14 protein-coding genes and 1 riboswitch are annotated in these 18,205 nt (G+C 38.4%); of the genes, 10 read left to right on the forward strand and 4 right to left on the reverse strand.

Annotated elements, in window-relative coordinates; all coding sequences use genetic code 11:
* The first annotated feature begins 459 nt into the window (after nt 1-459).
* Together ABDH28_05760 and metW are read left to right on the forward strand one after the other, a co-directional pair.
* Entirely contained in the window at nt 460-1,722 is a 1,263-nt protein-coding gene (locus ABDH28_05760) for a homoserine O-acetyltransferase (protein ID MEN2998524.1), read from the forward strand.
* On the forward strand, nt 1,688-2,284 hold the full coding sequence (gene metW, locus ABDH28_05765; protein ID MEN2998525.1) for a methionine biosynthesis protein MetW: 597 nt from the start codon (nt 1,688-1,690) through the stop codon (nt 2,282-2,284). The genes ABDH28_05760 and metW overlap by 35 nt, the downstream gene beginning before the upstream one ends.
* Nucleotides 2,285-2,305: 21 nt before the next feature.
* On the opposite strand, the gene ABDH28_05770 is transcribed toward metW, so the two are convergent.
* Entirely contained in the window at nt 2,306-3,706 is a 1,401-nt protein-coding gene (locus ABDH28_05770; GenBank protein ID MEN2998526.1) for a glucose-6-phosphate isomerase, read from the reverse strand.
* A gap of 323 nt (nt 3,707-4,029) precedes the next feature.
* Between ABDH28_05770 and ABDH28_05775 the strand changes: the two genes are divergently transcribed.
* The 3 genes from ABDH28_05775 to ABDH28_05785 all read left to right on the forward strand — a co-directional run bounded on the left by ABDH28_05775 (nt 4,030) and on the right by ABDH28_05785 (nt 6,952).
* Entirely contained in the window at nt 4,030-5,154 is a 1,125-nt protein-coding gene (locus ABDH28_05775) for an exonuclease SbcCD subunit D (protein ID MEN2998527.1), read from the forward strand.
* 72 nt (nt 5,155-5,226) lie between these two features.
* Nucleotides 5,227-6,249 carry an aspartate-semialdehyde dehydrogenase gene (locus ABDH28_05780; protein MEN2998528.1) on the forward strand — a complete coding sequence of 341 codons (1,023 nt, stop codon included), beginning with the start codon at nt 5,227-5,229 and terminating at the stop codon, nt 6,247-6,249.
* A gap of 112 nt (nt 6,250-6,361) precedes the next feature.
* The gene (locus ABDH28_05785; GenBank protein ID MEN2998529.1) at nt 6,362-6,952 is read left to right on the forward strand and encodes a YqaA family protein; all 591 of its coding nucleotides are present in this window, start codon (nt 6,362-6,364) and stop codon (nt 6,950-6,952) included.
* Nucleotides 6,953-6,962: 10 nt separating this feature from the next.
* Here the strand turns inward: ABDH28_05785 and ABDH28_05790 are convergent, their stop codons facing one another.
* Nucleotides 6,963-7,406, reverse strand: coding sequence for a flagellar basal body rod C-terminal domain-containing protein (locus ABDH28_05790; GenBank protein ID MEN2998530.1), 444 nt, complete (start codon nt 7,404-7,406; stop codon nt 6,963-6,965).
* On the reverse strand, nt 7,390-8,880 hold the full coding sequence (gene flgK / locus ABDH28_05795; protein ID MEN2998531.1) for a flagellar hook-associated protein FlgK: 1,491 nt from the start codon (nt 8,878-8,880) through the stop codon (nt 7,390-7,392). Before flgK ends, ABDH28_05790 begins: the two co-directional genes overlap by 17 nt.
* A gap of 312 nt (nt 8,881-9,192) precedes the next feature.
* Nucleotides 9,193-9,390, forward strand: a riboswitch (cobalamin riboswitch).
* 113 nt (nt 9,391-9,503) lie between these two features.
* Here flgK and ABDH28_05800 point away from each other — a divergent pair.
* On the forward strand, nt 9,504-10,178 hold the full coding sequence (locus ABDH28_05800) for an ABC transporter ATP-binding protein (GenBank protein MEN2998532.1): 675 nt from the start codon (nt 9,504-9,506) through the stop codon (nt 10,176-10,178).
* Nucleotides 10,179-10,190: 12 nt separating this feature from the next.
* Nucleotides 10,191-12,263, forward strand: coding sequence for a TonB-dependent receptor (locus ABDH28_05805; protein ID MEN2998533.1), 2,073 nt, complete (start codon nt 10,191-10,193; stop codon nt 12,261-12,263).
* A 51-nt stretch (nt 12,264-12,314) separates the two neighbouring features.
* Here the strand turns inward: ABDH28_05805 and ABDH28_05810 are convergent, their stop codons facing one another.
* Nucleotides 12,315-13,718 carry a hypothetical protein gene (locus ABDH28_05810; protein MEN2998534.1) on the reverse strand — a complete coding sequence of 468 codons (1,404 nt, stop codon included), beginning with the start codon at nt 13,716-13,718 and terminating at the stop codon, nt 12,315-12,317.
* A 338-nt stretch (nt 13,719-14,056) separates the two neighbouring features.
* On the opposite strand from ABDH28_05810, the gene glnA reads away from it, so the two are divergent.
* The 3 genes from glnA to ABDH28_05825 all read left to right on the forward strand — a co-directional run.
* A complete protein-coding gene (gene glnA, locus ABDH28_05815) occupies nt 14,057-15,490 on the forward strand; it encodes a type I glutamate--ammonia ligase (GenBank protein ID MEN2998535.1) in 1,434 nt (477 codons plus the stop codon).
* Nucleotides 15,491-15,726: 236 nt separating this feature from the next.
* A complete protein-coding gene (locus ABDH28_05820) occupies nt 15,727-16,323 on the forward strand; it encodes a hypothetical protein (GenBank protein MEN2998536.1) in 597 nt (198 codons plus the stop codon).
* A gap of 70 nt (nt 16,324-16,393) precedes the next feature.
* Nucleotides 16,394-18,205 (forward strand): hypothetical protein (locus ABDH28_05825; protein MEN2998537.1); only part of this gene is annotated, 1,812 nt, incomplete at its 3' end.

The following is an 18,205-nucleotide window of genomic DNA, read 5'->3' on the forward strand; positions in this document are numbered from 1 at the left end:
TATACCTACCTCCCCACTCGCACCAAAAGCAACCAACAAAACCAAAATACCCACAGACAAACTAACCACAAAAACACCCTTAATAATACTCCTCATAACACCCATATCCATACCCTACCTCCTGACAAGATTATCAGTAGATAAGATTATTAGTAGACAAACTATCGTTTAGCAACTTGTTAAGGTCAGTCTGCCAGAATCAAACATTCAAAACTCCCACACCTTAATAAACTCTCTGCTAACATCTTCGGTCAACAAAGCTTTACAATCACACTTCCTAGGAAGTATACTTCTAGCCCCATACATAATGCTAAAAGTTCTGTATCAGTATAGATCAACCAATACAAAGACAATCTCACCTATTAGCAATAGATGCTAAAAGTGTTAAGCATACCAACACAACGTTCAAACAAAGGAATTTGACAACTTCCACAGTAGGGTATTAAATTTATCTTCTCTATGAAGAGGTTTAAGATAGTTAAAAAGACAAGATCGGGAGAGATAATAGAAGAAAAAACAGAAGAAGAAACAGTAGGTCTTACTAAGACAGAAGTAGTTAAGCTATTTCAGACAGGGCTAGAACTAGAGTCTGGTGCAATTTTACCTGGTCCTGTGGAGGTAGCTTACGAATGTTATGGAAATCTAAACGAAGACAAAAGTAATGTAATATTAGTTTGTCACGCTCTTTCAGGCTCTGCACATGCTGCAGGATACTCAAGAGAACTAAGTGAAGGAGTGTTAGATGGCAATACTGAAGGATGGTGGGAAGATGTTATTGGTCCTAACAAAGGCATAGATACCAAAAAATACTTTGTTATATGCTCTAATTTCCTGGGTAGTTGTTACGGCACCACAGGCCCTACCTCAATAAATCCTGAAACCGGGGAGATTTATGGGCTCTCCTTCCCAGTTATAACTATTGGTGACATGGTCAAACTTCAAAGAGAACTAATAGCACATCTAGGAATTAAAAAGATCCTTACGGTTATTGGAGGTTCAATGGGAGGAATGCAGGCTCTAGAGTGGTCATTGATGTATCCAGATATGATTGAAAGCGCGATAGTAATAGCAGCAACTGCGAATTGCTCAGCCCAGAACATAGCCTTTGACGCCGTAGGTAGAAATGCAATAATATCCGATCCTAATTGGGCAAAAGGAGAGTATATGAAAAGGGGAACCTTTCCAGGGAAAGGTCTAAGTATAGCTAGAATGATAGGCCACATAACCTACTTAAGCGGAGAATCTATGGACAGAAAATTTGGTAGGAAGTTTATAGATCAGAAAACCTACGATGTTGATGAGTTTGACTTTGAAGTTGAGAGCTACCTTGACTACCAAGGAGAAAAGTTTGTCCAAAGATTTGATGCAAATTCCTACCTTTATATTACCAAAGCTATGGACTACTTTGACTTACCACAGAAATACGGAGATGGAGATCTCAAAAAAGCTTTCTCCAGAGCTAAATGCAGATACCTTTTTATCTCCTTCTCCTCAGATTGGCTTTTCCCTCCATCGGAGTCTATGGAGATGGTCTCTGCTCTACTCTCAATAAACAATGACGTTTCTTACGTAAATATTGACTCCATACACGGACATGACTCCTTTCTGGTAGATACTGAGGTAGAAAACAATGTGATTAGAGCTTTCATTGATTCTGTATTTGAAAAAGTGAAGGCAGGGAAAGAGTATGAAGATAAGAAAGGACCTAGAGATAATATCTAACATAATAGAACCCGAATCAAGAGTTCTAGACTTAGGATGCGGTAAGGGAGAATTACTACTGTATCTGAAAGAGAAAAAGAGGGTATCCGGCTTTGGAGTGGAGATAGATCTTAACGAAGTAATAGAGTGCTTATCCAAGGGTCTAAACGTCATCCACTATGACATAAATCTAGGACTGTCATTCATAGACGATAACTCCTTTGACTACGTTGTTCTAAGCAAAACAATACAACAGCTTAAGTCTCCCGGCAAGCTCTTAGAGGAGGTGATAAGAATCTCCAGACGAGCTATAATAAGCTTCCCTAACTTCGGAAACATAAAGATCAGAAGCTATCTGCTCTGTAGAGGACAAATGCCTGTAACCTCAGAACTTCCCTATTCCTGGTTTGATACTCCTAATATTCACCTCTTTACCTACAGAGACTTTGTGAACCTTTGTAAAATCAAAAAAGTCAGGATAGAGAAGATCATCCCCATAGTAAAGCTGGGTTCGAAAACCATGGTTTTAAGATTTCTTCCTAATCTTTTGTCAGACGAGGTGATAGTGGTAGTGCATAAATAAACTCGAGGGTGAACTGAGACTTCAGATTATGAATTTGCTGGATTTATTATATATGCTTTCAAACTCTTTTTTCTTTTCCTCATAACCTTTTCTTCCTAGAAGAGCATAGGTAAAGTTTTTCCCTTCCTCAACACCGGGCTGGTCGAAAGCATTTATGTTATAAAGTTCTCCGGAGATTGCAGTGGATACTTGGAGCAAGAAGATCATCTGCCCTATGTAGTATTCGTTGATTTCTGGGAGTATGATAGTTTTTGAAGGTTTTCCTTCTTTTGCTAAGGCAGCCTCGGTAGCCATTTCTTCGGCATTTATAAGCTCATTCATACTGTGCCCCATTAGGTAGTTCAAAGAAGAGTATTTGCTTAAAGACTCATCGTATTCCATCTTAACCTCGTTGTGGAATTTCTCCACTCTTATGAAGGTTATGACTTTATCATAGGGGCCTTCCTTGAAAAGCTGGATTTGAGAATGCTGGTCTGTTGCGCCAACAGCCTTGACTGGGGTTGGACCTACGTAAACATAAGCTCCGTCAACATCTACCTTTTTCCCCAAACTCTCGGCCCAAAGTTGCACATACCAATCTGCCCATCTACTAAGCTTCGTAGAATACGGCATCAAAACAGATATGTTTATCCCCCTCAGATAGAAAAGATATTCAATAAGAGCGTTCAAGTAAGCAGGATTTTCCAAAATCTCGGGTTTCCTTGAAACTTTATCCATCTCTCTAGCTCCTTCAAGCAATGAAAATATGTCTATCCCCATAAGTTCACCCGGAACAAGACCAACCGAAGACAAAACACTAAACCTACCCCCAACATTCTCAGGAATAGGAAAAGACTCCAGATCAAATTCATTCACCATCTTCCTAAGTTCACCCTTCTCAGGATCTGTAACAGCAACAACATGTTCCTTGATTTTACTCCCCAGCACTGACTTAAACTTTGAAAAACATGCTAGAAAGTCAGCAGCAGTCTCAGCAGTTGATCCAGACTTGCTTATTATAACAAACACGGTGGACTTTGGGTCTATAATTTCCATTATATCTGAAAACCAATCAGGGTCAACGTTATCAATAATGTATGTCTTCAGACCTTTCCTTTTATCTTTTGGAAGTTCGTTCGCCACATAGCTAAGCAGAGAAGACTGAAGAGCAATAGGGCCAAGCCCAGAGCCACCTATCCCCAAAACTACCTGAGTATCAAATTTATCCTTAAACTTCTTAAGCCTCTCTTTTATACTTCTAGCCGTATGTTCATCATACGGAAGAGAGTAAAATCCAAGCTCACGCTCAGCCTTGTTCATAAGGCTACGATGACATTTCTCAATTTTACTCCTGTATGACAACAACTCCTCCTCTGATATCCCCACCCTAGATCCTATATATGTTGAAAGACAGTAATTATAATCAAGTCTGATCCTCGCCATTCTATCCTCCAACACCCGATTAGGCTTTAAAATAAAAGATGCATTACCAGTGTTTCAAGAAAAAATTTAAAGTCCTCATATTCAACCTACTACAAGATGGACACAAACCCTACAACATTCCAGCTCACCACAATGAATTTCAAAATCTAATAACTAGGTAGGTTCCTCTTTTACTTTTCTCGCAGTCCCTACGGGACTGGGTAAGATTGTTCTCCTAATGAATAATGAAAGCTTAACACAAAGTAACGCTATGGAAACAAACTTCACCGCATCACAATTTCAAAACTTGAGAGTTAAACCCATTATTGATAAACATAACATGGATGAAAATCCTACACACTGCAGATTGGCACCTAGGTGCTAAAGTACCCTACTCTGGTGAATCAAGAGTACGGGAGCAGTTAAAAATCCTAACAAAGATAAAAGAGATAGTAAATGATAAGAACATTGATGTTGTAATCATCTCTGGAGATATATTTGACACACCCTTACCTCCTATAGAAGCAGAGAAGATATTCTTTGAGTTCATATCCGATGTAGCTGGAGATATGAAGAAATACATCCTGATGATAAATGGCAATCACGATAGTATAGAAAAAATAGATTCATTCAATATTCTGTCAAGAGTATTTCAGAACAAAATAAAATGTTTCTCCGTGCCAAACAATCTCGGAGACGCAGATCTATTGTTAGACGTGCAAGGAATAACTTTTTTCGGAATCCCCTTTATACCAAAATATAGATTCTCAAAAAGGTATGCAGAAATCTTTGAAAAAGCTGTTGGAATATTCCTAGAAAGAGCTGGTGAGAATGTTATACTTTTTTCCCACGATACAATTGATGGCGTAAGCTATTCAGAAACCGAAACAAAGTACGAAGATAAGACACTTACGTTAGAGTCAGTTTTAAAAATTCCAAACTTCAACAAAGTTTTATATTGGGCGTTGGGACATATCCACAAGCACCAAGAGATAATAAAAGATAGAGTATGTTACTCAGGTAGTATACTACAAATAGACTTTGGAGAGAGAGGGCAAGAGAAAGGAGTAGTAGTAGTTACAGCCAATAAAAACACCAGTGTAGAATTCATACCCATCACTCAAGAGAGAGAATTTGAACAAATAGAAGTGAAAGATGAGGGTGAATTGGAAAATATCTTAGAAAACAAAGATAAATACAACAACAAGTTTCTAAAAATTGTTATAAGGTATCAGGTTCAGAGGCACTCTTTGTTAAGAAAGGTGAAAGAAGAGATAAAAACCTCAGTTTTGGTAACACCTTCAATTCAACAGGAATCGGCAAACTTAGAAAAGTTGAAAGACGCAGTCTACAAACCTGAAGAGATGTTCATAAAATACTGCAAAGAAACAAAAAAAGAGTTAAAAGATGAAGAAATCCAATACTTAAGGAAAATCATTGATGAATTAAAGAAAGAAGGAAATTACTAATTTGGAGAAATGGATTTTTGAAATAACGTTAACCTTTCATTGAAAATACATCAAAAATTTTGGGAGTCGGAGATGGGGGGAAAAATAGTTGCAGTCGTAGGTGCTACTGGTGCTGTAGGACAGGAGATGGTAAAGATACTTGAACAGAGAAATTTCCCAGTGAAAGAACTTTACCTTTTTGCTTCAGAAAGAAGCAGGGGCAAGAAGCTAAAATTCAGAGGTTCAGAAGTAGAAGTTATGGAACTAAAGGAAGATGTTTTTAGAAGATATAGAATAGAAATAGCCTTATTTTCCGCCGGGGCAAGCGTTTCTAAAGAATTCTCACCGATAGCTGCGAAAGATGGCACAATAGTGATAGACAACTCAAGTGCATTCAGGATGGAAAATGATGTCCCTCTGGTTATACCGGAAGTTAACCCTGAAGATGTAAAATGGCACAAAGGAATTATATCCAATCCCAACTGTTCAACTATCCAGATGTTAGTAGCACTAAAGCCGATATATGATTACTCTAGGATAAAGAGAATTATTGTCTCAACATACCAGTCTGTTTCTGGAGCAGGCGGAACTGCGATTAGTGAGCTTGAAGAAGAAGTAAAGGTGTATCATCAATCTGGTAGAGATGGAATACTTAACTACAAACCGAAGAAGTTCCCATACCCAATACTTATGAATGTCATACCTAGAATAGACGTCGTCCTGGATAACCTATATACAAAAGAAGAGATGAAAATGGTCAATGAGACTAGAAAGATGCTACACGATCCAGATATAAGAGTATCATCAACTACAGTAAGGGTTCCTGTTGTAAAAGGACACAGCGAATCTGTGTGGATTGAGACAGAAAGTAAAGTTACTCCAGAAAAGGCAAGGGAGTTACTAAGCAAGGCTAAGGGTGTGAAACTAATGGATGACCCATTCAATGATCTATACCCAACACCGCTTATACAAGGCCACGATACAGATGACGTGTATGTGGGAAGGATAAGAGAAGACATTTCCACAGAAAATGGGCTTGTTATGTGGATAGTTGCTGATAACCTTAGAAAAGGAGCTGCACTAAACGCAGTGCAGATAGCAGAGTTATTACTCTAACCCTTTTTATGAACAAAGTAAGCGTTGAAAAGTGATATGAAGATCACTACCTTAAAAGTTTTACGAAACCGCAGGATTAAAAAAGAGTCCTGAAAGATCAAGGAGAGAGTCTATGAAAAACCCTCTGAAATCTCTTTATGACTGGGTTTTAAGTTGGGCAGATAAACCTGGGGGAAAAACAGCATTGTATTCTATCTCTTTTGCGGAATCTTCCTTCTTTCCAATTCCGCCTGATCCACTTCTCATAGCCTTCTGTCTCTCTAGACACAAGGAAAGCCTAAAATTCGCTTTCTTCACAACAGTTTTTTCAGTAATAGGTGGAATATTTGGATATCTGATAGGAGTTTTCCTATTTGAAACCGTTGGAAAGGCTATTCTCAACTTCTACAACTATTGGGATGCTTACAACAAAGTCAAGGAGCTTTTCGGTATATATGGTTTTGCTGCCGTGATGATAGCAGGGTTTACTCCAATTCCCTACAAGGTCTTTACGATAGCATCAGGTTCGCTCTACTTTAACCTTCCTTTGTTCATTTTAGCATCAATTCTAAGCAGAGGGGCAAGATTCTTTTTGGTAGCTACAATTATGCTGTTCTTCGGAGAAAAAGCAAAAATATTCATAGACAAATACTTTGATTGGTTAACCCTAGCATTTGTATTGCTGCTGATAGGAGGTTTTCTGGTTATCAAATATCTACTCTAACTTTTCTATGTTATCTTGTTGTCCCCATTCTGTTTATGATGGTATCCAACATTGAGTCAATGTAAGTGATAAACCTAGCTCCTGCCTCGTAAGCTCTTTGGTAAGAAATAAGCTTTGTTATTTCCTCATCAAGATTTACTCCAGATACTGCTTCCCTAAGCTTCTCAAGATTTTGAATAACAAGCTCTTGTTTCTTAAGAGCAACTTCTGAAACATCGCCTCTGGTGCCAACATCGCCGACGATAAACTTAAGATATTCAAGAAAAGTAGAGTCCCTCTCAAGCATAACCTTTTTATCCCTAAGCTTTGCTATAAGGAGTATGTTTGAGTTATCGCCAATTCCGTTAGTTGTCTCAGGAATATTATCACCATCTAGATCCTTACCGCCAGCAGCTGCGATTAGCCTTGGGTCCTTTGCAATTACTTCATCACTGTTCTCACAAAGCAGGCTCATCAAGAGGAGCAACGGAGTAGTAATTTATGTTTCCCCTAAGCTGTAAAGTTTGGTCTATATTGTTCCAGTTATATGCGTTGACTTCCCCACTTCCGTGTAGTATTCCTGCAAAACCTACCAGGAAGTTTCCACTGTCTCTAAGATACCTTATGGTGAAATCAGGATATTCAGCGCTTTCAGAGAGTTTAGCTTTAAGTGTAAGCTCTCCTCTGTGATTCAAATAAGCAACAACATGTGCTCCTGAGTTGTTGATTTTCTCAATCACACTCTTTACGGTATCGTTCTCGTTGTAAGAAACTGTTATATCGGGTCCTCCGGGATAGTTAGGTCCAAAACTTATAACCCCTGAAGAGTTTACAAAATCTTCCTCCTTAAGCCTGTTGATACCACTTATCTTGAAAATAGCAGTCTTGTCAAATATTCCATCTTCATTTGAGTCATAGTTTCCTCTTAGATCAGGAGTAACAGTCCTTTTTACCCAGAAGTCAAGACCTGTGGTTCCATCCAACCCAAATCCATCCCTATGGATCTCGTTAACAGACTCTATGAGGTTGATGGTAAAAGAGTTAAGTCTCTTCATATCAGCAACAAGGTCCACATCCCTAGCATAAACAAGACCAAAGAGTTCACCATCAGAGAGAGATAACTTTCTTTCGGTTGAACCTATATACAAATCAACATACCCCTTATTACCAGGGTTTGGAACCCCAATAATCTCATGGTATCCTTCACCTTGAACCAAAATTTCGCTACCAACAGTAATCATAAACTCATCCTTATCGCTTCTTCCAACCGATATGTTCATAACTTTTGAAAGTTTTTCCACAAGAGCATCTCTCCTGTCATAAAGGTCGTTTGGGTTATCTCCCAGTGCCTCAAGTTTCTGAATCTGATTGTTAAGATGCGCTATCTCCTTGATATAACCGTTAATCTCACTTATCTTTTGTTTTATAAGTTCATTAGCCTGTTCCCTCAGTTTCACTATGGAGTTATACTCATGCCTTATCTGACTCGCTAGAGCTTTAGCTTTCTCAACCAAAACAACCCTAGAAGAAATCTCAGTTGGATCCATTGCCACTTTCTGAAGTGCTTCCCAGTATTCGTCCAGCGCAGTTCTAATATTTGGCCCCTCAGGTTCGTTATAAATAAGTTGCAGTTGGTAAAGAATCTTTCTTCTCGCTTCCCAAAAACCTAACCCTCCTTTCTCAAAAATTATCCTATCATCAAGAAATTGATCTCTAGCTCTTACTATATCCTCTACCACAACCCCTGTTCCTATCTGTCCCGGTGATGTCTCTCTATTCCAAGATGGATCATAGATTGGGTGAAAAGCTTTAAGATGTATTATCTGTCTAGAATACTCAGGATTGTTAAGATTTGAAATATTATGACCCGTAGTCTTCAAAGCATCAGAGTGAGCTAAAAGACTTTTCCTACCAACTTCCAGATTGTGAAAACTTGAGAGTATTGCCATACCATCCCCCTAAGCAATATCGGAAGCTTCAAATAATTCTTAAATTTAGTCCTATCTTAAAGTCTAAACCCATAACTGAGTATAGTTTCTCCTTCTTTCTCTTGCAGTTTCCTTTGGGGATTGGTGGGTTCTCTTCCTAGTAAACATCTGAGATGCTTGGTGTGAGATCAAGTTTTATAACTGATGAACACTATCTGGAACTAAAGGAAGTAAGTAAGCAAAGTCTAGAATCCTGCTTATTATTTAGCAGAAATTGGAATTTATTGAGCTAAAGTTGTTCAAGTTGAAATAAAAAAAGAACTTTGGCTATAATTTCTGTTGAGAGGGTAAAGTCCCTAAAGCAGGGTTAAAAGGGAAGAGGGGTGAAAATCCCCCGCTGCGCCCGCAGCCGTAAGTGGGGACGAAAGCCACTACGCCACTGTCCTACTTGGTGAAAGCTGGTAGGATGGGAAGGCTGGCAAGTAGGATGATCCACAAGCCGGAAGACCTGCTTTACCCAGAAAAAGCATCTCTTCCCCGGGCGCTGGGAATAGACCTTGGAAGAACATAAAACTAATCTTGACAATAGCCTGACTTTTTCTGGGTCCTAGGGCTTTATCCTCCTCTCAAGGAGGCAGAGGAGGATGGCTTGGCTAATTGTTCAAAATATCTCCCTATCCTATGATAAATCTTCAAACATCATCTCAAATCTCTCGTTCACAGCTACTACCGGAGATTCCATATTGTTAGAAGGAAGAAATGGTATAGGGAAAACTACCATTCTAAAAAGTATCGCAGGAATCATCAAACCAGTTACTGGGAAAATACTGATTGACGGACACGATGTATCTTCGGTAAGCTACACAAAAAGAAAGAAATTAGTTTCACTAGCACAACAATCTCCTAATTACTCACCACCAATAAAAGTATCAGAATTTCTAGAAATCGCTCTACTTGAAAACTTCTCATCACTCTCTAGCCAGAGAAGAATAAAAAGATTCGTAAACCTTTTAGAAATTGAAGAATTATTGCTAAGACCGATAAACACTCTAAGTGAAGGACAGAAAAAATTAGCACTACTCTGCAGAACCTTTATTCAAGGTAGTGAAGTAATCCTTCTTGACGAACCTGATGCATTTCTGGATATTTACAACCAAAAGCTTGTAATAAATGCTATCAATGAGATAGTCTCTGAGGGTAAAATTGTTATCTTTGTTTCTCACAATGAACACTTCTACTCCCAGATCTGTAATAAGAAAATTCAGATCTTGTCTAACTCAGAGTTTCTTACTCTAGAAATGGACAAAATCATGTCTTAATAGGAGGTATGTATGGAAAGATTAATCTTTATCCTAGCTATAGCATCACTTATGCTAGCTTTTGATTTTTCTTCCTTCTCTATGCAGAAGGAGGAAATCAACATTAGTGGTGCTACAAATACCAACAGTGCATACAACTATACCAACGCTACCTCAAAGTGGTTGAATATACCCGCATTTGAGAAGGTAGTAGTTGGAACCCTTTGTGATAAAAAACTTCCACTCACAACCTTTGACGTGCGAAAATACCCCAAAAAGGGTTTGTCAATGGACATATCAGATTACCTTCAAAGCATACCCGACATCTTAACTCCGAATTACTATGGTTCCGAAGGTTCACTTACAGTTCTTTTCACTCCGAGAGGTGATAAAGTGAATATCGCTATAAACGACCTTGATATCTCCACAGTAGTAAATTCTTCATACGATGCAAGCTTGTTAGATCCTCTATTCTTCAACTCTGTTGAGATACTCTATGGCCCTACTTCATCAAGATATGGCAGTGGTAACTACGGAGGGGTTGTTAACTTCAACCTAGTAGACGAAGAGGAACCTAGACTGAGAGCTATTGTAGGAACTGGTTTACCGAGAAAGTACTTTATCTCAGCAGATTTAGTCCTAACAAACATAGTCGGCAAACTGTATCTGGGAGCAAGTTATGGTGTAAACTCTAACCTATACCACTTCAATGTATCAACTCTATATACAAACTACTCCACCCTTGAACCAACAAATTACATAAGAGAAGGTGCAGGCTATACCAAATATTCCTTTCTACTAAGGTATCTAAGATCTATATCTGGATTCAATATGGACATAGGGTTTCTATCAACCTATCCAAGGGTTCAAGAACCAAACTCCGTTCTTGCTCATAATCCTTTAAACTACGAAAAAGCTGTATCTGAAATTAGGTTTTTACTTCCCTACATCAAACTGGACTACGAGCACGGAGACAGTAAAATAGGACTGAAGGTTTTCTACACTGAACATCTAAGAAATAGGAGAGTTGAAGTCCCCAGAATCTCATTCTACGGCACCTCAATAGGTTCAGAGATATATGGTGGAAAGGCTTTTGTGGAAATTGAGGCAAAGACAAGGTTTTTCGTTGATCCTCTAAATGCTATATTTCTCGGAGGAACGGTCAGCTATTCTCACAACCTCTATAGTGTAGTAAATACGAATCTAGTGGTGTTTATAGTCACTAACACAAACGAAACTAAAACAAACGCATCAAGTAGAATCCTAGGATTATATCTAGAAGGAGATTATGCGTTATCAGAACTTCTTAGATTTACACTTTCCGGTAGAGTGGACTATGTAGAGTTTAACAACATTGAGTTTTCCCCAAGACTCGGAATACTCATCACACCAACTGAGCTTTTCGGAATAAGAAGCAGTGCTTGGAGATCATACAGACTACCCTACTTTGACGACCTATATGGTCCAGTAGCATACGGTTTCGGTTCATCTGCTCTCACAAACTTACAAACAGAGTATATGAATGGCCTAGACTTTGGTATTTTTATAGACTATAAACTCAAAAAATGTAAGCTTTATTTCTCTGCTGTAACCTACTACTCGGACACAACTAACCTCATTGCCTGGAATAACACAACTTTCTCCACTGAGAACATAGGTAAAGTCTTCAACAGAGGTATTAACCTTCTGTCAAAAATAAGCTATGGTAACTCAATAACCTCGTTGATAAGCTATACTTATAACGAATCCATAAATGGCAACGCAAGTGACAATGTGAAGTGGAATAGAGTAGTATTTCTAAACTATCGTCCTCTCAACTCTCTCTATGTTGATCTTGCATATGATCAGTCAACCTTAGGAGGAAGAATATATATAAACTACCAGTGGAACAGGTTTGAGTATGAATATGACTCTTCGTTTAATATAGTAGGCAACAGATCACTTGACAATCTTATGACACTCTCTGTAGCAGTATGGAATAAACCTCTAGATTGGCTTGAGATAGGAGCTGAATGGAAGAGAAATATAATAGGAAACGAATATACCGAAGGATACCCCACCCCAGAAGAAAAGATAACCTTATACACTCTAGTAAGACTTTGGTAGTTTCAGTCCCCCTTCAAAGCAAAGAAGGGGGATTGTTTACTATATTAAGAGTTACATCCTATACTCTACACTAAACTGTGAGGTAAGATTGTCAAATCTGTTGTTTCCACTTATTATCCAAGGTAAGCTACCATTTACAATCACATTACTTACAAATGTATAGCTCACAACCCAATCAAGTGATAGATCCTTCATAGGCTTCAGAGTAAAACCTACCGAAAGTGAAGTAATTGGTGATGAGCTATCAGAAGTCTGAGTAGAGCTATTGAATTTTCTTCCATCAGTGACTGACGAACTAACTTGATATACATCCTTCATTACACCACTTCTTATCAAAAACCAATCAGCCAATGGTAGTTCAAATGCCACAAATGCAGGCACATACACATAAGAAGTTTGAGAAACTTGTTCATTAGTATTGGTCAAAACATTGGTAACTATACCTACCACATTGATCACTGTCCCTTCAGCTTTGATAGTTCTATAATAACCACGATTTAGCAACATCGCTCCAGCTGAGACTAGGACACTACCTATGTAAGTATTGTAGGACCCTCCAGCAACAATTTCCACCGTTTGGTAGTTGTTTTGAATCTTGGTATCCTCTTCCAGTGTTCCATCTCCATTCGCATCAATTCTAGTTGTCTGGGCAGAAGGTAAACCATAATTGAAATAACCAAACATCCCGAGAGCATAACTTTTATCTCCAAGTTTCATCATAGGCTGTGCACTTATTTCAAAACCAAAAGCTCCCTCAGTCTTGTGAACCCTTGAATTCACATAGTTTTGAATAGTAGTATTGAATGATTCCGTTGAATTTCTAGCAGACGGTAGATAGAGTTTTACACTAGCATCCACGGAAACAAAGTTCAGGTCTACTACACTACCTGCTATTAACTTAATTTGAGAGATTGATTGAATGTTAGTTACAGTTGTAGTCACTGATTCGTTTTGATAAGTACTTGTGGTTGAAACGTAATGATCACTAGCATATCCTAGCCCTACGTAGGGCTTTAGGAATCTTAACATCAAAATACCGCTCAAACCACATAGCAGATCAGCCTTATCTCTTCTGTGATCAGTTATCGTAAAAGGTTGTAGTCCTGTGGTGCCAGTAACTAAAAAACCAGCTGGTATTCCTGTTGATATCTCAGTTATAAAGCCTAGTTCACGGTAAGGAAAGTTGATTATCGCACCTATGTTTAGTTTTTCAAGAGGCGTGTTGATTGAATACTTTAGGATACCGTAGGTATTGTCAAATATTCCTAAAGAGCCCTGTCGTGGTTCTATAATGAGATAGTTATACTCCTTGTTGACATATCCGGGTAGGTAGACAATGTTGAAAGGATCATCTATTAAGATGTAACTTCCACCCATTCCAACTAGCCTAGATTCTGAAGCATAAACCACTATCCCTAAAGAAACCAAAATTATCAAAAAAGTTAACCTTCTCATAAGTACCCTCCATTATATATACGATCTGTAAGATCAATTTTCAATCTTTCAACAAAAATTTAGAATTTGATAATTCCAATTTTCATCAGGTGAGCAGATAAGATTTAACTTTTTGCTTACTTACCTTGGTTTTAATAGCACCCATCAATTGCAAAATTTCACTCCAGCAAAAATTCCTGAGGGCTTATCAAGAAAGGTATTTACTCAGTCCCGACAGGACTGCGAGAATAGTAAAAAGAAAAACTGTATAGAATTTGGAATTTATTGGTTCGTTTACTTACTTTACTCCATCAAAACAGATCATACAAAATCTTCTTTTGTTTTGTGGAGGAAAAAACATGTTTAAAGATAAAACCGAAGCTTTGAAGTTTATCAAGGAACAAAATGTTGAGATAGTTGACCTTAGGTTTATGGATTTTCCGGGTTTATGGCAACATTTTTCAGTACCCGCTAGTGCTGTTGACGAAGAAATATTTGACCGTGGGTTAGGATTTGACGGTTCTTCTATAAGGGGATGGCAGAGTATCAACGAAAGTGATATGATTCTCACCCCAGATCCGACTACTGCATTCCTAGACCCATTTATGCAACATAAAACCTTAGTATTTATATGCGATATCAAAGATCCCATAACCGGCAAAGATTACACAAGAGATCCCCGACACATAGCTAAAAAAGCCGAAGCTTTCTTGAAATCAACTGGCATTGGAGACCAGGCATACTTTGGACCTGAGCTTGAATTTTTCATATTTGACAAAGCATACTTTGATCAAAACTCCCACAGTGGATACTACTTCATTGACTCGGACGAAGCAATATGGAACAGTGGTACAGAAAGAAATATTGACGGCACCTTCAACAGGGGATATAAAATAAGACACAAGGAAGGATACTTTCCAGTCCCTCCCCATGACTCTCTGCAAGATATAAGAAGTGAAATGGTAAGCGTAATTGAAGGCTACATGAACATAAGTGTAGAAACGCATCACCACGAAGTTGCTACTGCTGGACAATGCGAAATTGACTTTAAGTTTGATACCTTGACAAAAAGTGCAGACAACTTGCTCAAGGTCAAATATGCAATAAAGAACGTTGCATGGAGAAGAGGTAAAACCGTCACATTTATGCCAAAACCAATATTTGGAGACAATGGAACTGGCATGCACACGCATCAGAGCATATGGAAGGATGGTAAAAACCTCTTTGCTGGCGATAAATACGCAGGCCTATCACAAGAAGCACTCTGGTATATCGGCGGACTCCTAAAACACGCAAAGGCAATTGCAGCATTTACAAACCCATCCACAAACTCATACAAGAGACTTGTCCCAGGATTTGAAGCACCAATAAACCTAGCATACTCTGCAAGAAACAGAAGTGCAGCTGTTAGAATCCCTGTCTACTCAACTTCCCCAAAGTCAAAAAGAATTGAATACAGACCCCCAGATGCAACCGCTAACCCCTATCTCGCCTTCTCAGCTATGCTTATGGCCGGCATTGACGGCATCAGAAACAGAATTGACCCCGGAGAACCAATTGATAAAAACATCTACGACCTACCACCAGAAGAAAAAGCTAAGATACCTCAATATGCATCCTCCCTTGAAGATGCTCTAAAATCGCTTGAAGAGGACCACGAATTTCTCCTACAAGGGGATGTCTTCACAAAAGATGTCATTGAAACTTGGATAGAATACAAATATAACGCAGAAGTAAAAGCAGTAGCACAAAGACCCCACCCATACGAATTCATACTCTATTTTGATGTGTAACAAGAAAACGCAACCCCACACAAAATCTAAAACATAAGAGAAAGCCAATAAGATTCCACCTAAAAACTCTTAACTTCTCAAAATAAAAAATAAGTCAAGTAAGAAAACTCTCAAAGTCTGATCTACTGGGTAAGCAGACAAAATTCCAACCTCTCCTGCTCATTCAGTTTTCAGTTCAGACATCGTTCACCAGTTTGTAACTCTGCACCACAAACTCCTCTTTTTGAGAGAACTCTATGTCCCGAAAGCGCAAGAAAAACAAAAACCATACTACTAAATTTCTGGAACTCATTGAAAGTCTCAGCAGAAACTTGAAAAAAATACCATCTCTCAAATACAGTTCTAGCGTGGATAAATTCTCAATCCTATTTGTAGCCTTGGTAATAATACTTGCTTTATCAAACTTCTTCGTAACAAGCTGTGTAATAGGCGCTCTGCAAATAGGCTTTCCATTGACTCCACCACTCGGGCTTGAGTTAACACAAACAGAAAGTAATACCATAAAAGCTCAATGGTGGGGCAACAACAGTGAAAGCTATTTCTCCGGATATGTAGTCTTTATATCTACAAACTCAAACGATCTATACAAAAACAGAAACTCAACTAATCACTTTGATAAACCATACCTACTAAGCTCCACAAGTAACCTCCCTACCGTCATAGCACCAATATCCCCAATAACCAGAGATTACCACTACACCATTACCTCATTACCTGACGGAACCCCTATAACAACCAATATACCCTACTACATCGCAGTTTCGGCTTTCTCCTCCTCAAAGAAAACTTTCAGCCCTCTAAGCAATATTACAAACATAACCCTTTCTAACTAACTCAAACTCCTTGTAATTCCCATTTAAAATTCAGTGAAACTTAGAAAGATAGTATAGTATAATACTCTGCATGAAAAGAAACGTTCTAGCCCTAACTTTTATCTCGGGATTTTCATCACTGATGTATCAGGTATTATTCACAAGACTATTCAATATCTCATTTGGCCTTTTTATACACTCAACGGTAGTTGTGGTAGGAACATACATGCTAGGACTAGCTTTAGGATACTTTCTAGCAAGAAACCTGAAACCTAAAAACCACCTAACATTCTATGGATATCTGGAACTGCTCATAGGCGTGTATGCAATAGTAGTATTCCTAACATTCAACTACATTGACACAATCTACACCATTCTTGGTAATCATCTGGCAGTAAAACTCTTTCTCTCTGCACTGATACTAATCATTCCAACAACCGCTATGGGAGTTACTATCCCGGTGGTAGTTGAGTTTCTAAAAAGGACAGAAAGCCAAGAATTGATAGACAAAGTCTACGGTATAAACGCCTTAGGAGCAAGTGCAGGAGCACTACTTACTTCAATCCTTTTCATAAACCTACTTGGCCTACCCATAACATTCCTGATCGCATTCTTTTTAAACTTACTTGTCCTAGCAGGATCATTACTAATAACAAAACACATTTCCCCCAAATTTGAGATAACTAAAGCTAACTTAAAACTCACCAACATAAGTCTAAACTTCGGAAGCGTAGCCTTTATATTTGGCTTTTGCGGAATGGCTCTAGAAATACTATGGTATAGACTCTTGGTCTATTTTGTCGCTAACAACACATTCTCATTTTCAATAATTCTCTCCGTCGTGATCCTAGGCATAGCTTTAGGCTCTTTGCTCTACAAACCACTGATCAGATTGCTAAAAAATGAAATCTACCTACTTATCCTCACCTCCTTCTTCACAGGAATATATACAATACTTGCAATATTTATCCTAAACTCCTCATACACCATAACAGGAGCAATCTACAACCTCCTAGGCAACATAATATTTGGAATTTTTGGAGATACAAAATTCTCTGAAACTCTGGCATTACTCTTCACAAGGTATACAGTAGTTTTTCTAACCTCGGGTATAGTGTCCCTATCATCTGGTATAGTTATACCTTCCCTCTTTAGCTTGTTGAGAAGCTCTTCTAAAGATACAGTAGAGTCCCAAAGTATCTCAGGAACAATTCTTACAATCAATACTCTTGGTAGTATTCTTGGAGTACTTACAGTCACTTACCTTATGATACCCTTTATGGGCTTTAGCACAAGCTTTCTATTAATCTCCCTACTTTACCTAGTTTCAGGTTTTGCAGTAATGCTTGAACTAAAACGCAAAAAAGTGTTAGCAACACTAGCAACAACTGGTCTTGTCATCTGCTTAAGCTTGATCCTAGTGCCAAAAGAAATAACCTTTACCAAATATTACAACGGCTTCTGGAACATCAAAGGTGAGTTGAGATTCTACAAAGAAGGAATGTATGGAACTGTTACAGTGTTTGATGTCAATGAAACCAGAATCCTAAAAATAAACAGCATTGACGAAGTTCCAAACGACTTCAGTTCTCTCATTGCCTTTAAGATGCTAGGTAATACTCCCTTTCTCATAAAGAGAAGCTTCTCGGATGTAATGGTAAATGCCCTTGGCGGTGGAATAACACTAAGCAGTGTGCTACACCATATAACTACCCAAAGTGTCAAAGTTGTAGACATATGTCCAGACGTGATAGATGCTATACATCTATACAGCAATTATAATTACAACATCTTCAGTAAACCTATATGGAAGTTTGTAGAGGACGATGGCAGGAACTTCTTAAAGTCATACAAAGGTAAGTTTGACATAATAGTTGCTGACGCAACCCACCCAGCATCCTCA

The sequence above is a fragment of the Brevinematia bacterium genome, assembly GCA_039630355.1.
Classification (GTDB): domain Bacteria; phylum Spirochaetota; class Brevinematia; order DTOW01; family DTOW01; genus SKYB106.